This window comes from Actinomadura sp. RB99 (assembly GCF_014706005.1).
GTDB lineage: Bacteria > Actinomycetota > Actinomycetes > Streptosporangiales > Streptosporangiaceae > Spirillospora.
In genome coordinates this window covers 60,240-74,997 of record NZ_JABMCA010000016.1, presented here as the reverse complement: position 1 = coordinate 74,997, position 14,758 = coordinate 60,240, and the positions used below count along the sequence as shown (strand labels likewise).

The 14,758-nt window shown below is 75.3% G+C and carries 16 protein-coding genes; 7 read left to right on the top strand and 9 right to left on the bottom strand.

Annotated features, from left to right (window positions below; all coding sequences use genetic code 11):
* Positions 1–37 precede the first annotated feature (37 nt).
* Complete coding sequence (locus tag amrb99_RS17190; RefSeq protein ID WP_206699975.1) at positions 38–553, top strand: DUF488 domain-containing protein; 516 nt, start codon at positions 38–40, stop codon at positions 551–553.
* Positions 554–579: 26 nt separating this feature from the next.
* Here amrb99_RS17190 and amrb99_RS17185 read toward each other — a convergent pair whose 3' ends face one another.
* The 3 genes from amrb99_RS17185 to amrb99_RS52455 form a co-directional block, all read right to left on the bottom strand.
* Positions 580–987 (bottom strand): nitroreductase family deazaflavin-dependent oxidoreductase, encoded by a 408-nt coding sequence (locus tag amrb99_RS17185; RefSeq protein WP_190856989.1) that lies wholly within the window; start codon positions 985–987, stop codon positions 580–582.
* A 104-nt stretch (positions 988–1,091) separates the two neighbouring features.
* The gene (locus amrb99_RS17180; RefSeq protein WP_190856988.1) at positions 1,092–2,306 is read right to left on the bottom strand and encodes an MFS transporter; all 1,215 of its coding nucleotides are present in this window, start codon (positions 2,304–2,306) and stop codon (positions 1,092–1,094) included.
* Between the two features lie 133 nt (positions 2,307–2,439).
* Positions 2,440–3,792 (bottom strand): hypothetical protein, encoded by a 1,353-nt coding sequence (locus amrb99_RS52455; RefSeq protein ID WP_190856987.1) that lies wholly within the window; start codon positions 3,790–3,792, stop codon positions 2,440–2,442.
* 137 nt (positions 3,793–3,929) lie between these two features.
* On the opposite strand from amrb99_RS52455, the gene amrb99_RS17170 reads away from it, so the two are divergent.
* Together amrb99_RS17170 and amrb99_RS17165 are read left to right on the top strand one after the other, a co-directional pair.
* Positions 3,930–4,865, top strand: a complete 936-nt coding sequence (locus amrb99_RS17170; RefSeq protein ID WP_190856986.1) for an NADP-dependent oxidoreductase — start codon at positions 3,930–3,932, stop codon at positions 4,863–4,865.
* Positions 4,855–5,289: a VOC family protein gene (locus amrb99_RS17165; protein ID WP_190856985.1), complete on the top strand. Its 435-nt coding sequence runs from the start codon at positions 4,855–4,857 to the stop codon at positions 5,287–5,289. The genes amrb99_RS17170 and amrb99_RS17165 overlap by 11 nt, the downstream gene beginning before the upstream one ends.
* Before the next feature lie 6 nt (positions 5,290–5,295).
* Here amrb99_RS17165 and amrb99_RS17160 read toward each other — a convergent pair whose 3' ends face one another.
* Positions 5,296–6,165, bottom strand: coding sequence for a LysR family transcriptional regulator (locus amrb99_RS17160; protein ID WP_190856984.1), 870 nt, complete (start codon positions 6,163–6,165; stop codon positions 5,296–5,298).
* Between the two features lie 104 nt (positions 6,166–6,269).
* Here amrb99_RS17160 and amrb99_RS17155 point away from each other — a divergent pair, with 104 nt between their 5' ends.
* From amrb99_RS17155 to amrb99_RS17140, 4 genes are all read left to right on the top strand, one after another.
* Positions 6,270–7,187, top strand: a complete 918-nt coding sequence (locus tag amrb99_RS17155; RefSeq protein ID WP_190856983.1) for an MBL fold metallo-hydrolase — start codon at positions 6,270–6,272, stop codon at positions 7,185–7,187.
* A gap of 23 nt (positions 7,188–7,210) precedes the next feature.
* The gene (locus amrb99_RS17150) at positions 7,211–7,654 is read left to right on the top strand and encodes a MarR family winged helix-turn-helix transcriptional regulator (protein WP_190856982.1); all 444 of its coding nucleotides are present in this window, start codon (positions 7,211–7,213) and stop codon (positions 7,652–7,654) included.
* Positions 7,655–7,719: 65 nt separating this feature from the next.
* Positions 7,720–8,595: a helix-turn-helix transcriptional regulator gene (locus amrb99_RS17145; protein WP_190856981.1), complete on the top strand. Its 876-nt coding sequence runs from the start codon at positions 7,720–7,722 to the stop codon at positions 8,593–8,595.
* Positions 8,592–9,428 (top strand): oxidoreductase, encoded by an 837-nt coding sequence (locus amrb99_RS17140; protein ID WP_190856980.1) that lies wholly within the window; start codon positions 8,592–8,594, stop codon positions 9,426–9,428. The genes amrb99_RS17145 and amrb99_RS17140 overlap by 4 nt, the downstream gene beginning before the upstream one ends.
* Here the strand turns inward: amrb99_RS17140 and amrb99_RS17135 are convergent.
* From amrb99_RS17135 to amrb99_RS17115, 5 genes are all read right to left on the bottom strand, one after another.
* Positions 9,394–11,040 carry an AMP-binding protein gene (locus amrb99_RS17135; protein WP_190856979.1) on the bottom strand — a complete coding sequence of 549 codons (1,647 nt, stop codon included), beginning with the start codon at positions 11,038–11,040 and terminating at the stop codon, positions 9,394–9,396. The genes amrb99_RS17140 and amrb99_RS17135 overlap by 35 nt on opposite strands.
* 87 nt (positions 11,041–11,127) lie before the next feature.
* Positions 11,128–11,940 carry an SDR family NAD(P)-dependent oxidoreductase gene (locus amrb99_RS17130; RefSeq protein ID WP_190856978.1) on the bottom strand — a complete coding sequence of 271 codons (813 nt, stop codon included), beginning with the start codon at positions 11,938–11,940 and terminating at the stop codon, positions 11,128–11,130.
* A complete protein-coding gene (locus tag amrb99_RS17125) occupies positions 11,933–12,397 on the bottom strand; it encodes a nuclear transport factor 2 family protein (protein ID WP_190856977.1) in 465 nt (154 codons plus the stop codon). Before amrb99_RS17125 ends, amrb99_RS17130 begins: the two co-directional genes overlap by 8 nt.
* Positions 12,394–13,275, bottom strand: a complete 882-nt coding sequence (locus tag amrb99_RS17120; protein WP_190856976.1) for an LLM class F420-dependent oxidoreductase — start codon at positions 13,273–13,275, stop codon at positions 12,394–12,396. The genes amrb99_RS17125 and amrb99_RS17120 overlap by 4 nt, the downstream gene beginning before the upstream one ends.
* Complete coding sequence (locus amrb99_RS17115) at positions 13,272–14,756, bottom strand: FAD-binding protein (protein WP_190856975.1); 1,485 nt, start codon at positions 14,754–14,756, stop codon at positions 13,272–13,274. Before amrb99_RS17115 ends, amrb99_RS17120 begins: the two co-directional genes overlap by 4 nt.
* Positions 14,757–14,758: the final 2 nt, after the last annotated feature.

Here is a 14,758-nt window from a genome sequence, read left to right as displayed (position 1 = left end):
CATGTGCTCATCCTGGAGTGTGGATGAGAAGCGGCCATTGCTGACGTTCGGGCACGGGACGGCGGGGCGGGAGGAGCTGGCGCGCCTGCTGCACGGCGCCGGGGTGCGGTCCGTGGTGGACGTCCGGACCGCGCCCGGCAGCCGCCGCAACCCGGACGTGCAGCGCGACGCGCTGCGTGAGTGGCTGCCCGCGGAGGGGATCGGCTACCGGTGGGAGAAGCGGCTCGGCGGCTTCCGGAAGGCCGCGCCGGACTCGCCCGACACGTTCTGGCGGAACGACTCGTTCCGCGGCTACGCGGGGCACACCCGCGACCCGGAGTTCGTGGCCGCCATGGACGAGCTGCTGCCGGAGGCCGACGAGACGTCCACGGCCGTGATGTGCAGCGAGTCGGTCTGGTGGCGCTGCCACCGGCGGCTCATCGCCGACTTCGCCGTCCTGGCCCGCGACCGGCCGGTGCTGCACCTCGCCCACGACGGCCGGCTCACCGGGCATCCGCCGACGTCCGGCGCCCGCCTCCGCCCCGACGGCCTCCTCGTCTACGACGGCGAGTAGCGGGGGCGCGGCAGGACGGCGGCTGATCAGGGCTCCGGTTCGACGAGGAACACCGGGTGGTCCTCCCGCCTCTCGAAGGCGTCCCGCACGAACGGGACGATCCGGAACTTGCGCCGGTAGGCGCGCAGCACGCGGGGCGCGCGGTCGTCGTCGACCTCGGTGAGGCGCACCGGCCGGAGCCGCCGCCCGCGGCCGAGGCGCGCCCGGCCGTCCGCGCGCGCGTTGCGGACCCAGTGGGTGTCGCCGAACGGCGAGACGAGCCACTGCCGCCCTTCGAACTTCAGCAGCGCGACCGGCGCGGTGCGGGGCAGGCCGCTGCGCCTGCCGCGGGTGCATAGCAGGACCAGCGGCCCCATCGGGACGCCCCATCCGAGCAACCGGAGCGGGCCGCGGCTCATCCGTGCCAGCTTCGGCGGGAGTTCGACGGAGGCCATCACCGCTCCTTCGCTGCAAGGGATCGGGCGCCGCAGCCGCGCCGCGCCGAACCGGGGAATCGTTCCCCACTTGAGCGTGGCACGCATCCCACCGCCCGGCAACCCTAAGCGGGGGATATTTCCCCGCTTTTCTCCTCGCCGCCGGTCAGGCGCCCGAGCAGGACGGTGGTCGCGGCCATGACGGCGGCGGTCGCGCCGCCGAGCAGCATGACCGTCCGCGCGGACGTGTGGTCCAGGACGGCGCCTCCGACCAGGGCGCCGCTCGACAGGGTCGCCTGGAACGACGCCGTGAACAGGACCGAGGCCGCCTCCGGACTCTCCGGGGCCGATCGGGCGAAGCACGCCTGCGAGCAGACCGGGACGGCGCCGTAGCCGATCCCCCAGACGACGAGCAGCGCGAGGGCGCCCGGTTCCGCGCGCCCCAGGAACGGCAGCGCCAGGACGGCGACGGCGATCAGGGCTCCGGCGGCCCCGAACGCGGCGTGCGGGCGGCGGGCGGCGGCCGTGCCCGCGAGGAAGGTGCCCGCGACCCCGGCGGCGCCGTACGCGAGCAGGAAGAGCGTGATCCGCGCCGGCGGCACGTCCGTGACGCCTTCCAGGAACGGCGTCACATAGGTGTAGGCGCCGAAGTGCGCGAGGACGATGAGGAAGGTCAGCAGCAGGGCGGACCGGGTTCCGGTGCCGCGGAGCATGCCGCGCAGCACGCCGAGGCGCGCGGCCCGTTCGGCGGGCAGCGGCGGCAGCAGCAGGACGAGCGCGACCAGCACCCCGGCCGACAGCAGGCCCGGCATGAGGAACCCGGCCCGCCATCCGGCGAGGTCACCGATCAGCGTGCCCAGCGGCACGCCGACGACCGACCCCAACGGGACGGCCGAGAACACGACCGCGGTGGCCCTGCGCGCCGACCGGGCGAGCCGGCCGGCCAGTCCGGCGCCGATCGACCAGAAGCCGCCGATGACGATCCCGACGAGGACCCTGGACAGCAGCACCGCCCAGTACGCGGGTGCCGCGGCGGCGATGGCGTTCGCGGACGCCAGCAGGAACATGAAGGCGCACAGCATCCGGCGGCGGTCGACGCCCGCGGTCGCGACGGTGACGGCGGGTGCGGCGGCGGCCGCGACATAGCCGGGCATCGCCATCATCAGCCCGGCCGTGCCGTCGGAGACGGTGAAGTCCCTCCCGATCGGGGTCAGCAGGCCGATCGGCAGGATCTCGGTGGTGACGATGGCGAAGATGCCGGTCGTGACCGCGAGGACCGCGGGCCAGCCGGACGAGGGAGGGGCGATCCGGCCGGTGGCCGGAGGAGTGGCCGTGCGCATCGGTGCCGTCCTGGGGTCGGGAGCGCGGGACGCGTCACAGCCAACAGGCGGCGCCGGAGCCGGGCTGGCGGGTTCCCGACGCCGACATGGGTGACGTCGGTTTCCCGCGACCGGGCCTTCGGGGGACGGCGCGCTACGGCCCGTCGCCGTCGTCCGCCTCAGAGGGCTCGGCGGCGGTGTCCTGCAGGGCCCGCTGGGTGGCCTGGTGGACGCGGACGGCCAGCACGGCGCGCGCGAACCGGGCGGCGAGCTCGCTGTCGAGGACGTCCGGGACCTGCTCGACGCCGATCAGCCCGCCGGGCCTGGCGATGACCGCGCCGGCCTCGCCGACCTTGACCCCCTGGCCCTCGCCGAGCTCCTCGACGGCCGGGAGGTCGAGGGCCGCGCGCAGCGTGCCCTGGAGGGAGCGGACGGTGGCGGCGTCCCGGTCCGCGCGTTCGGCGGCGATCTCGGCGCGCCGCTCGGCCCGCTCGATGCGGGCGTCGGCGCCCTCCGCGCGGGCGGCGGTCTCGTCGGCGAGCCTCTCGGCGCGGTCGGCGCGCGCGGCCTGCTCGTCGGCGCGGGCCGTCGCGGACTCGCGCTCGGCGGTGAGGCGGGCGGCCTCGGCCTGCGCGGCGGTCAGCTCCTCGCGCAGCCGCCGCTCGGTCTCGGCGGCGGCGTCGAGCCGGGAGCGCGCCTCGTCGAGCTCGGCGCGGGCCTCCTTCAGCTCGGCGTGCGCGGTGGCGAGCGCGGTCTGCTCGCCCGCGAGGCGGCCGGCGAGGGCGTCGCGCTCGTTCTCGGCGTCGGTGCGGGCCTGGTGCTCGGTCCTCCACGCGGCCTCGGCGTGCTTGCGGAGCCCGTCGGCCTGGGCGGCCTCGTTGGCGGCGGTGGCGCGGGCCTGCTGGGCGGCGCCGGCCTCCTTCCAGGCGCCGGCCTCGCTCTCCTGCGCGGCGGCGACGCTGGCCTTCGCGGCGGCCATGCCCTTCTGGAGTTCCTCGATCGCGGCGGCGGCCTCCGCGCGTGCGGCCTCGGCACGGGCCTCGGCCTCGCGGGTGCGGGCGTCGGCCGCCGCGGCGGCGGTGCGCTCGGCGCGCGCCTCGGCGAGCGCCTCCTCGGCGCCGTCGATCGCGCCGCGGACCTCCCCGTCGAGCCGTTCGCCGAGCGCGGCGGCGGCCTTGACCAGCTCGACGACCATGTCGCCGAGCCGTTCGACGTCGTCGCCGAAGGTGCGCAGGGCCGCGGTCCCGGCGGCGTCGCGCCGCTCGGCCTCCCGCGCGTGCGCCTCGCGGTGCGCGTCGCTGCAGAACCGGGACGCGCCGGGCGGGAGCGGGCGCGCGCAGTGCTGGCAGATCCCGGGCCCGGCCTCCTCGGCGGCCGCTCCGGCGGGCGCCTCCGGTTCCGGTTCGTCGCCGCCCGCGGGGTCGTCGGGCAGCGGCCGCAGCGGCGCGGTCGCCAGGTCGAGGGCCTCGGTGCCGGCGGCCGGAAGGCCGTCTTGATCGTCGTGCACGCCAGCATCCTAGTGAGATATGACAAATCCGTACGTGACCGAGCGAATCGGGCATCACTTTTCGGCGGGGCGGCGGAGTTGACCTCGACCTTGGTCGAGGTCCTAGCGTGCTGCGTGATCGACTCTGGGGAGGAATCATGCGGGTCGCGGGGTTCAGCGAGCCGGGCGGACCGGACGTGCTGAGGCCGATGGAGATCGCGGCGCCCGAGGCGGGGCCCGGCGAGGTCCGGGTCCGGGTCCGGGCCGCGGGAGTGCAGCCGTTCGACCTGGCCGTCCGGGAGGGATGGACGCCGCCGGGGACGCCGGAGGGGTTCCCGCGCGTGCCGGGCAACGAGTTCGCGGGCACGGTCGACCAGGTCGGCGACGGGGTCGCGGGCTTTCAACCGGGCGACGAGGTGATGGGCAACTGCCGGCTCAACGCCTACGCGGAGTACGTCGTCGTCCCGGCCGCGGCGGTGACGGCCAAGCCCGCGAGCATGCCGTGGGAGGTGGCGGGCGCGTTCCCGGCGGCGGTGATGACGCCGCACATCGCGCTGGAGGAGATGGGCGTCGGCGCCGGCGACACCCTGCTCGTCCACGCGGCGGCGGGCGGGGTCGGGGCGGTCGCCGTCCAGCTCGCGCGGATCGCCGGCGCGACCGTCGTCGGCACGGCGAGCGAGGCCAACCACGACTACCTGCGCTCGCTCGGCGCCGTCCCGGTCGCCTACGGGGACGGCCTGGAGGAGCGCGTCCGGGAGGCGGCGCCCGGCGGGGTGGACGCCGCGCTCGACGGGGCGGGCGGCGGCGCGCTGGAGGTGTCGCTGAAGCTCGTCCGGGACCGGAACCGGATCATCACGCTGGTCGAGCACGCGCGGGCCGCCGAGCTCGGCGTGCGCGTCACCCCGGACAAGCGGTCGTCGGCGCGCGTCGCGGAGGCCGCGCGCTTCTACGCGGAGGGGCGGCTGCGCCTGCACCTGCGCGCGGCGTTCCCCCTCGACCGCGCGGCGGACGCGCACCGCGAGGTCGCCACCGGCCACGGCCGGGGCAAGGTCGTCCTCTTGGTATCGGACGAGGGCCTGGACGATGTGGCCTGAGCACCTGGACGTCGGGGCCGTGCGGTTCGCGCGGCCGACGGCGCGCTTCGAGGAGGTCCTCGCGTTCTACCGGGACGTGCTGGGCCTGCCGGTGCTGGCCGAATGGCGGGACCACGCCGGGTACGACGGGGCGGTGTTCGGCCTGCCGGGGACGCCCGTGCACATGGAGATCACGCAGAGCGGCGCGCCGCCCCGGATCCCGGAGCCGCACCCGGAGAACCAGCTCGTCCTCTATCTCCGGGGCGCCGGGGCGCGGGACGCGGCGGCGGCCCGCCTGACCGGGCACGGGCACCGGCCGGTCGCGCCGGAGAACCCGTACTGGTCGGAGCACGGGGCGGTCGTGTTCCAGGATCCGGACGGGTGGCAGGTCGTCCTCGCGCCCTGGGTGTTCGGCGCGGAGCCGCCGCCGGGCCGCCGGCCCTGATGGGCGCTACGAGGCGTCGGAGCGGAGGAGGGCGACGGCGATCTGCGCGAAAGAGCGAATGAGGGGGCCGGGGTTCTCCCCCGCCCAGGCGACGACCAGCCGGCTCAGCGGCATGTCGGTCACGGGGACGGAGACGAGGCCCTCGGGCAGCTCGTCGGCGAGCGGGCCCAGCCCGATCGTCCCGCTCCACAGGACGGCCTGCAGGCACTCGTTGACGGTCCGCACCACGGGGCCGTCCACCGCCGGACCATCGGATGGGCCGGTCCAGTAGGCGGCCCACAACGGGTCGGTCCCGTCCGGGAACCGGAACCATCGGCGGCCGGCGAGGTCGTCCAGCCGCAGGGTGCCGCGGCCCGCGAGCGGATCGTCCGCGCGCAGCACCACCCCGACGGGGTCGGCGCGCAGCTCGTGGACGGTGATGCCAGTGGTGTCGAAGGGCGTCCGGGTGAGCGCGACGTCGACGAGCCCGGCCCGCAGGCCGGTGGTGGGGTCGGTGAGGTCGGCCTCGCGGACGCGGACGTCGACGCCGGGGTGGCGGCGGCGGAACGCGGCGGCGAGCCGGGTGCCCGCCTGCTGCGCGCTGTCGGCGAGCGTGCCGATCGTCAGCGTGGCGGCGCCGGTCGCGGCGGCGACGCGGGCGCGCAGGTGGCCGGCCTGCTCCAACAGCAGGCGCGCCTCGTCGTAGAGGACCGTCCCGGCGGCGGTCAGCGCGACCCCGGACGGCGAGCGCTCCAGCAGGACGGCCCCGAGGTCGGTCTCCAGCCGCCTGATGGCCCGGCTCAGCGGCGGCTGCGTCATGTGCAGCCGCGCGGCGGCGCGCCCGAAGTGGCGTTCCTCGGCGACGGCCACGAAGTAGCGCAGCGAGCGTAGGTCCATCACCGGCGACGATATCCGGACGGTATCGGGCGAACGGAACCGGTGTTGGACGCCCGCGACGCCCCGGCGATGCACTGGAGGCTCCTGAGACGAGGAGTGACGCCATGCCTGAAGCACTGGAGTACACGGGGCCCGACCCGATCGTGGACGTCGCCGGAGCGCTGGAGGTCGCCGACGACCTCGTGGTGATCCCGAACCGCGGCGTGGAGCTGGTGCCGAACGTCGGCGTCATCGGCGGCGCGCATTCCGTGCTGGTCGTCGAGACGGGGATGGGGCCGCGCAACGCCGAGGCGGTGCTGAGGTTCGCCGACGAGTACGCCAAGGGCCGCAGGCTGTACCTGACGACGACGCATTTCCACCCCGAGCACGCGTTCGGCGCGCAGGCGTTCGCCGAGGAGGCGACGTACCTGGTCAACGCCGCGCAGGCGGAGGATCTCGCCGCCAAGGGCGACGGCTACCTGCACATGTTCCGCGGGCTCGGCGCGCCGGTCGCCCGGCAGCTCGAAGGCGTCGAGCTTCGCGCGCCCGACACCGTCTACGGCGAGGCGCACGATCTCGACCTCGGCGGGCGGGTGGTGCGGCTGCGGGCGACGGGCCGGGCGCACAGTCGGGGCGACCAGGTGGTGACGGTCCCGGACGCCGGCGTGATGTTCACCGGGGACCTCGCCGAGGCCGGCCAGTTCGCGATCTTCCCGTGGTTCCCGCCGCACGACACCGACGTCTCCGGGACCCGCTGGATCGCGGTGATGCGGCGGCTGGCGGAGCGGGCGCCGCGCGTGGTGGTCCCCGGGCACGGGGACATCGGCGGCCCGGGGCTGCTCGCGGACGTCCGCGACTACCTGGAACTGCTGCGCGACGAGACCTGGGCCCGCCGGGACTCCGCGGCGGGCGAGGAGGAGATCGCCGAGGAGGTCCGGGCGCTGATGATCGAGCGGCACCCCGAATGGGCCGGCCGGGAGTGGATCGAGAGGGGCGTCGGCTGCCTCTGCGCCGAGCACCCGGACGGTTCAGCCGGAGAATGATTCACGGCGAGTAGCATCGGGGCATGAGCGATGCCGGCGGCCTGCCCTCGACGGTGGCGTTCCGGCTCGCGACGCTCGGCGCGATCTACGGCGACCGGTTCGCCGCGCGGATCGCCGCCCACGACCTGAAGCCGAAGCACGCCGGCCTGATGGCGGCGCTGGAGGCCGGCGTCGCCGCGTCGCAGCAGGACCTCGCCGCCCGGATGCGCGTCGCGCCGAGCCTGGTCGTCGCGCTGGCCGACCACCTGGTGGGGCTGGGCGCGATCGAGCGGCGCCGCGACCCCGCCGACCGGCGGCGGCAGCTCCTCACGCTGACCGGCCACGGCCGCGAGCTGCTGCGCAGGTGCGCGGAGGCGGCGCGGGAGGTGGACGAGGAGATCGCCGCCGACCTCGGCGGGGACCGGCGCGCCGCCCTGCACGAGGCGCTCGGCGTGATCGCCGAGCGGGAGGGCCTGCCGACCGCGTGAGGGTGGGTGCGGCGGGGCCACCTTGACGGGCCCGGGCCCGCCCCGCCGCGCCTAGCCTCGAAGGCATGGACAGGGAGAACGCACTCGGCGAGTTCCTGCGGGCGCGGCGCGGGCTCGTCCCGCCGGAGGACGCGGGCATCGAGCCGGGGCCGCGGCGGCGGGTCGCTGGGCTGCGGCGCGAGGAGGTCGCGCAGCTGGCCGGGGTCAGCGCCGACTACTACGTGCGGCTCGAACAGGGCCGCGAGCGGAACCCGTCGGCGCAGGTCGTCGAGGCGCTGGCGCGCGCGCTGAACCTGGAGGAGGACGCGGCCGCGCACCTGCACGAGCTCGCGCGACCGCAGACCAGGGGACGCCGCGCGCCGCGCAGGGAGCGGGTCAGCCCGAACCTGCTGCAGATGCTGCACGCCTGGCCGAACACCCCGGCGGTCGTGCTCGGCCGCACGCTCACCGTCCTCGCCCACAACCCGCTCGGCAAGGCCCTGTTCGACGGCCACGCGTACAGCGGCGACCTGGTCCGGCTGGTGTTCCTCGACCCCGGCGGGCGGGACTTCTACCCCGAGTGGGACCGGGTCGCCGTCAACACCGTCGCCGGGCTGCGGGCGTCCGCCGGGCTCGACCCGGACGACCCCGCATTGGTCGAGACGGTCGGCGAGCTGTCGGTGAAGAGCGCCGAGTTCCGCCGGCTGTGGGCCCGCCACGACATCCGCCAGAAGACGCACGAGACGAAGCGCTTCCAGCATCCGCTCGTCGGCGAGCTGACGCTGACCTACGAGTCGCTGACCGTGAACAGCGCCCCGGGGCAGCAGCTCGTCGTCTACCAGGCCGCACCGGGCAGCGCGTCCGAGGAGGCGCTGGCCCTGCTCGGCAGCCTCGCCGCCGGCAGCGCCTCGGACGGAACGGAAGCGCCGGAAGCCACGCATAAGAAGGACGTACAGAAATGACCGTCTGGTTCATCACCGGCTGCTCGACCGGGCTCGGACGGGCCCTCGCCGAGACCGTCCTGGAACGCGGCGACAGCGCCGCCGTCACCGCCCGCGACCCGCGGGCCGTGGCCGACATCGTCGAGGGCCACGGGGACCGCGCGCTCGCGCTCCCCCTCGACGTCACCGACAAGGAGCAGATCGCCGCCGCGGTCAAGCGCGCGGAGGACGCGTTCGGCCGCATCGACGTGCTCGTCAACAACGCCGGGTACGGCTACCTCGCCGCCGTCGAGGAGGGCGAGGACGCCGAGGTCCGCGCGCTGTTCGACACGAACGTCTTCGGGCTCGCGGACGTCACCAAGGCCGTCCTGCCCGGGATGCGCGCGCGCCGCTCCGGCAACATCGTCAACGTCTCCTCGCTCGGCGGGCTCGCCGCGTTCGGCGCGACCGGCTACTACCACGCGACGAAGTTCGCGATCGAGGGGCTCTCGGAGTCCCTCGCCGCCGAGGTCGGGCCGCTCGGCATCCACGTCACGATCGTCGAACCGGGAGCCTTCCGGACGAACTGGTCGGGACCGTCGATGAAGCAGTCGTCCGTCTCGATCGACGACTACGCCGGCACCGCCGGGGCGCGCCGGACCTCCACCCTCGCGACCTACGGCAGCCAGCCGGGCGACCCGGTGCGCGCCGCGCGGGCGATCATCGGCGCGGTCGAGGCGGACGAGCCGCCGCTGCGGCTGCTCCTCGGCCGGGTCGCGTTCGACGTCGCCAACGCGCGCCTCGACCGGCTCCGCACGGAGTTCGCGGACTGGCGCGACGTCACCCTCGGCGCGGACTACCCGGAGACCGCCTGACGTAGGAGCCGTCGCGGCGCTCGTAGACGGGGTCGGCGGTGTCCCACGCCTCGTCCCGCAGCGCACGCTTGATCACCTTGTTCGTCGGGGTGCGCGGGAGCTCCGCGACGATCCGGACGTAGCGCGGCGCCCACTTCGTCCCGAGGTCGGGCTGGGCGGCCAGGAACGCGGCGAAGGCGCCGGGGTCGAACGCGCGCCCCGGCGCCATCGCGACCGCCGCCATCACCTGGTCGCCCACGTGCTCGTCCGGCACCGCGTAGACGGCGACGTCCGCGAACGCGTCGAACCGGGCGAGCAGCCGCTCGACGGGCGCGGCGGCGAAGTTCTCGCCGTCCACCCGCAGCCAGTCGCTGTCGCGGCCGGCGAAGTACCAGTAGCCGTCGGCGTCGCGGTAGGCGAGGTCGCCCGACCAGGTCCAGCCGTTGCGGACGCGCTTCGCCGTCGCCTCGGGGTTGTTGTAGTAGCCCTCGAACTTGCCGGCGCCCTTCATGTCGACGATCTCGCCGATCGCCTCGTCGGCGTTCAGCAGCTCGCCGTGCGGGCCGAACTTCGCGGGCGGGCATTCGCGCAGCGTGTCCGGGTCCATCACCACGGTGCCCGCCTCCGCGACGCCCAGCGAGCCGGGCGGCGTGCCCGGGACGCGGGTGAGCCGGATCTCGCCTTCGCTCGACCCGTAGGAGTCGATGACGGTGCAGCCGAAGCGGCGCGCGAACTCCTCGATGTCGCGCTGCGCCGCCTCGTTGCCGAACGCGATCCGCAGCGGGTTGTCCGCGTCGTCCGGCTTCTCGGGGACGGCGAGGATGTAGTTCAGCGGCTTGCCGACGTAGTTGAAGAACGTGACGCCGTAGCGGCGGACGTCCGGCAGGAACCCCGACGCGGAGAACCTGCGGCGCAGCGCCACGCACCCGCCGGTCGCGACCGCCGGGGCGATCCCGGCCATCAGCGCGTTGGAGTGGAACATCGGCATCACGACGTAGAACACGTCGTCGCGGGTGAGCCCGCGCCGGTCGCGCTGCTGGACCGCGATCCGGCCGAGCCGGCCCTGCGTGCAGACCACCGCCTTCGGCGCGGACGTCGTCCCGGACGTGAACACCAGCGAGAAGATCGTCTCCGGGGCGACCGGCCCGATCGGGGCGGGACGTGCGGCGGCGAGCGCCTCGGTGTAGGCGCCGCCGTCCACGGTCAGCACCGGCAGGTCCGGGACGAGGCCCTCGATCAGCGGGGCCCGGGACGTCTCGGTGACCAGCAGCGCGCAGTCGGTGTGCGTGATGTCGCGGGCCAGCTCGGCGCCGCGCCGCGTCGGATTCAGCTCGACCACCGGGAGGCCCGCGAGAGCCGCGCCGAGCAGCCAGAACAGGTGCTCGGGCCCGTTCTCCAGGAACAGCCCGACATGCCGGGGCCCGCCCCGCCCGGCGGCGCGCCCGCCGCGCCCGCCGCTGCCGTCGCCCGCCGCGAGTCCGGCGCGGAGCCGGGCCTCCGCGACGACCTCGCGCCACGTCCACGAGCGGTCCTCGAACCACAGGCCCGTCCGGTCGTCGTCCGCGCGCGCGGCGACCAGCTCGGCGAACGTGATCGCCTCGGGCGGCCGGTCGTCCCCCAGCACCTCTGCCATCTGTCCCTCCCGTTCCCCAAGCTCGACCACCCCGGGCCCCGCCCTCGCCCCCCGTCCCACTCACCGGGACCCGTACCGCCCGAAGGGTCAGGCGCGGTGGGGGCGGTTCGTCCAGCCCTGGTCGTCGGCGCGGACGAACCAGCCGGACGCGGCGAGCGTGCCGCCGTCGACCGGGACCGTGTGGCCGGTGACGAAGCGGGCGTCGTCGGAGGCGAGGAACGCGACGACGGCCGCGTAGTCGTCCGGCTCGCCGAACCGGGCGAGCGGCACCCAGGTGTGCTCCAGGCCCTCGTCGTAGCCGCGCCGCATCCACGCGACCGGCGTCTGCTCGGTGTCGGCGAGGTCGGGCGCGATCGCGTTGACGCGGACGCCGTGCCGGCCGACCGCGACGGCGAGGCTGCGGGTGAACGCCGACACGCCCGCGTTGAACGCCGAGTACACCGGGTGCTGCGGGATGCCGCGGAACGCCTCGACGGTCGAGTTGTTGACGATGCTCCCCGCCCCCCGCTCGATCATCGCGGGCAGCAGCGCGTGGGTGAGCTTGAAGACGTGCAGCAGGTTCAGCTCGTAGAGCCGCTGCCACTGCTCCGGCGTGCTGTCCTGGAAGGACGGGGCGGCCGGCCGGAAGTCGCCGACGTTGTTGACCAGCACGTCCACGCGCCCGTGCGCCAGCGCCGCGGCCGTCACCTCCGCGACCGTGGCGTCCTCGACGATGTCGCCGATCACGGTGACGCACCGGCCGCCGGCCGCCTCGATGTCGCGCCGCGCGCGCTCGGCGGCGTCCGCGTCGATGTCGTTGAGGACGACGAGGTCGCCGCCGGCGGCGAGGCGGCGGGAGACCGCTCCCCCGATGCCGAGCGCCCCGCCGGTGACCACGCTGATCCGGGTGCCGTCAGGCATCGCGGCGCCTCCGGACGGGCCGGGTCTCGATCGAGTCGATGCGCTGCTCGCGGCGGGCGATCCGCCACGTCCCGCCGTCGCGCCGGTACGCGTCGGTGTAGCGGCAGTTCCACACCAGGTCGGACGTCGTGCCGTCGCCGCGTTCGGTCAGGTGGTGCGCGACGCAGGCGATCTCCCCGGTGGCGGTGCCGGGTCCGGGCCCGGCGTCGAACACCTGGCCGACGAGGGCGTGGAACGTGACCGGGATGCCGTCCAGCACCGCGAGCGTCGCGGCGATCTCCGCGCGCCCGGTGAAGGTGCGGACCGGGTCGAGCACGTCGGGGGCGGACGGCAGGACGAGCACCGCGTCGGCGGTGAACAGGTCCGCCATCGCGTCGATCTCGCGGCGGTCGGCGTACAGGGCGTAGCGGGCGACCAGGTCGAGGAGCTCGACCCGGTCGCCGGCCGGGAGCGTCATGACAGCCCGAGCCGCTGCGCGCACGCCGACAGCTCGTCCTTCGCCTCGTCCAGGTCCGTTGTCACGTTCCCGCGCAGGACGAGCCGCCCGGCACCGAGGCCCGCCAGCCTCTCCGCCTTCTCCGGCGTGACCGCCGACAGCGAATGGCCGAGCGTGAGCTCCAGCGCGTCCGGGTCCCGGCCGTTCCTCTCCGCCTCCTCGCGCATCAGCGCGACGAGACCGCGCAGCTCGTCGCCGGCGACGCCGAGCGGCTGGAGGCCGTCGCCGTACCGGCCGGCGCGCCGCGCCGCCGCCTTCGTGTGGCCGCCGACATGGATCGGCACGCCGCCCTTCTGCACCGGCTTCGGGTAGCTCATCGCCCCCTCGAACCGGAAGAACTCGCCGTCGTGCGACGCGCCCTCCGGGCCCGTCTCCGCCCACAGCTTCCGCAGCACCTGGAGCTGCTCGTCGCCGCGGCGGCCGCGCGAGTCGAAGTCGGCGCCGCACGCCTCGATCTCCTCGCGCATCCAGCCCATGCCGACGACCAGCCGCAGCCGCCCGCCGGACAGCGCGTCGACCGTCGCGAGCCGCTTGGCGAGCACCACCGGATGGTGGTTCGGCAGGACGAGCACGCCCGTCGCCAGCCCGATCCGGCCGGTCCGCCCGGCGAGGAACGCCAGCAGGTCCAGCGGGTCGGGGATGTCCAGGTCGTCCGCCAGCTCCATCCTCCCGGAGCCGTCGTAGGGGTAGACGGAGGAGTAGCCGCTCGCCACCACCGCGTGCTCGACCGCGCCGACGGACTCGTAACCGCAGTCCTCGGCGTGCCGGACGTACTCCCCGATCCACTCGGGATCGGCGGTCACGCCCGCCGCGACCGGCAGCAGGACGGCGTACTTCATGCGCTCTCCTCGTTCGTCGCGGCGGCGGCGCGCCCGGCGCGGCGGCCGAAGAACGTGCCGTCGCCCAGGGACGTCCCGCTGACGTACCCCTCGCCGTGCATCCCGGACGCGGCGCGGCCCGCCGCGTACAGGCCGGGCACCGGGACGCCCGAGTTGTTCAGGACCTCGCCGTCGGCGGTGGTGTGCAGCCCGCCGAGCGTGAACCCGGACGCGCCGCTCGCCGGCCCGCCGGTGCCGCCGAAGAAGCCCGCGCCGGGGTCGATCGCCGCGAACGGGGGCTTCAGCGGCCGCAGCCACTTCTGGTCCTTGTGGAAGTAGGGGTCCTCGCCCTTCGCGGCGTGCCGGTTGTACGTCTCGACCGTCGCCTCCAGCGCGCCGGGCGGCATGCCGAGCGACTCCTCCAGCTCGGCGAGGGTCTCGGCGGCGTACTTCGGCAGGACGCCCCACCGGTCCGCCTCCGGGACGGACTCGTACCCCTCCTCGTCGATGATCGTCCAGTAGGGGCCGGGCTGGTCGCGGACCGCGTGGACGCTCCAGTGGCCCGGGTAGACGTCCTCGTTGAGGAACCGGCGGCCGAGACCGTCCACGAGCATGCCGCGGCACACCATCGCGGGCAGCGCGGTCAGCGCGATCTCGACCACGCCCATCCGCCGGGTCGCGGCGCCGGCCGCCGCCGCCATCCGGATGCCGGACCCGTCGTCGAGGCCGTCGCTGACCTTGCCGTGCCCGAGCAGCACCGGGGCGTGGTCGGCCAGCATCTCCTCGTTGTCGACGAACCCGCCGGTGGTGAGCACCACCGCGCGCCTCGCCCGGTAGGTGACCCGCTCGCCGTACTTGCGCGCGACGAGCCCGGCGACGCGTCCGTCCCCGTCCAGGACGAGGTTGGACGCCACGGTGTCGACGTGCGTGACCGCACCGGCGGCGGTCGCCGCCGCCGACAGCTTCTCCATCAGCACGGCGCCGCCGAACCCGCTCGCCGCCGGGCGGTGCCCGCGCGGGACGGGCCGCGCGACCGTGTTGTACGGCCAGGCGTTCTCGCCCAGCCACATCAGCCCGTCCTCCGACATCGGCATCCACGTCGGCGCGTCGTAGAAGCTGGGGTTGAACGTGACGCCGCACTCGCGGAACCACTCGAAGTGCTCGACGCTCCCGTCGCAGTACAGCCGGATCTTCGCGGTGTCGGCGTTCGGGCCGAGCGCCTTCACCAGGTAGGCGTACATGTTGTCGGGGTCGTCGTCGAAGCCGCAGGCCTTCTGCACCTCGGTGCCGCCGCCGAGGTACAGCTCGCCGCCGGACTGCGCCGACGACCCGCCGGGCCCGCTCGCCCGCTCCAGCACCAGGACGTCCGCGCCGGCGCGGGCCGCCTCGAAGGCCGCCGCCGCGCCCGCGCAGCCGAACCCGACCACGAGCACGTCGCACTCGTGGTCGAACGCGCCGATCTCGCCGGCCGGGACCGGCTCGACCGAGGACCGTGGCGTCACCG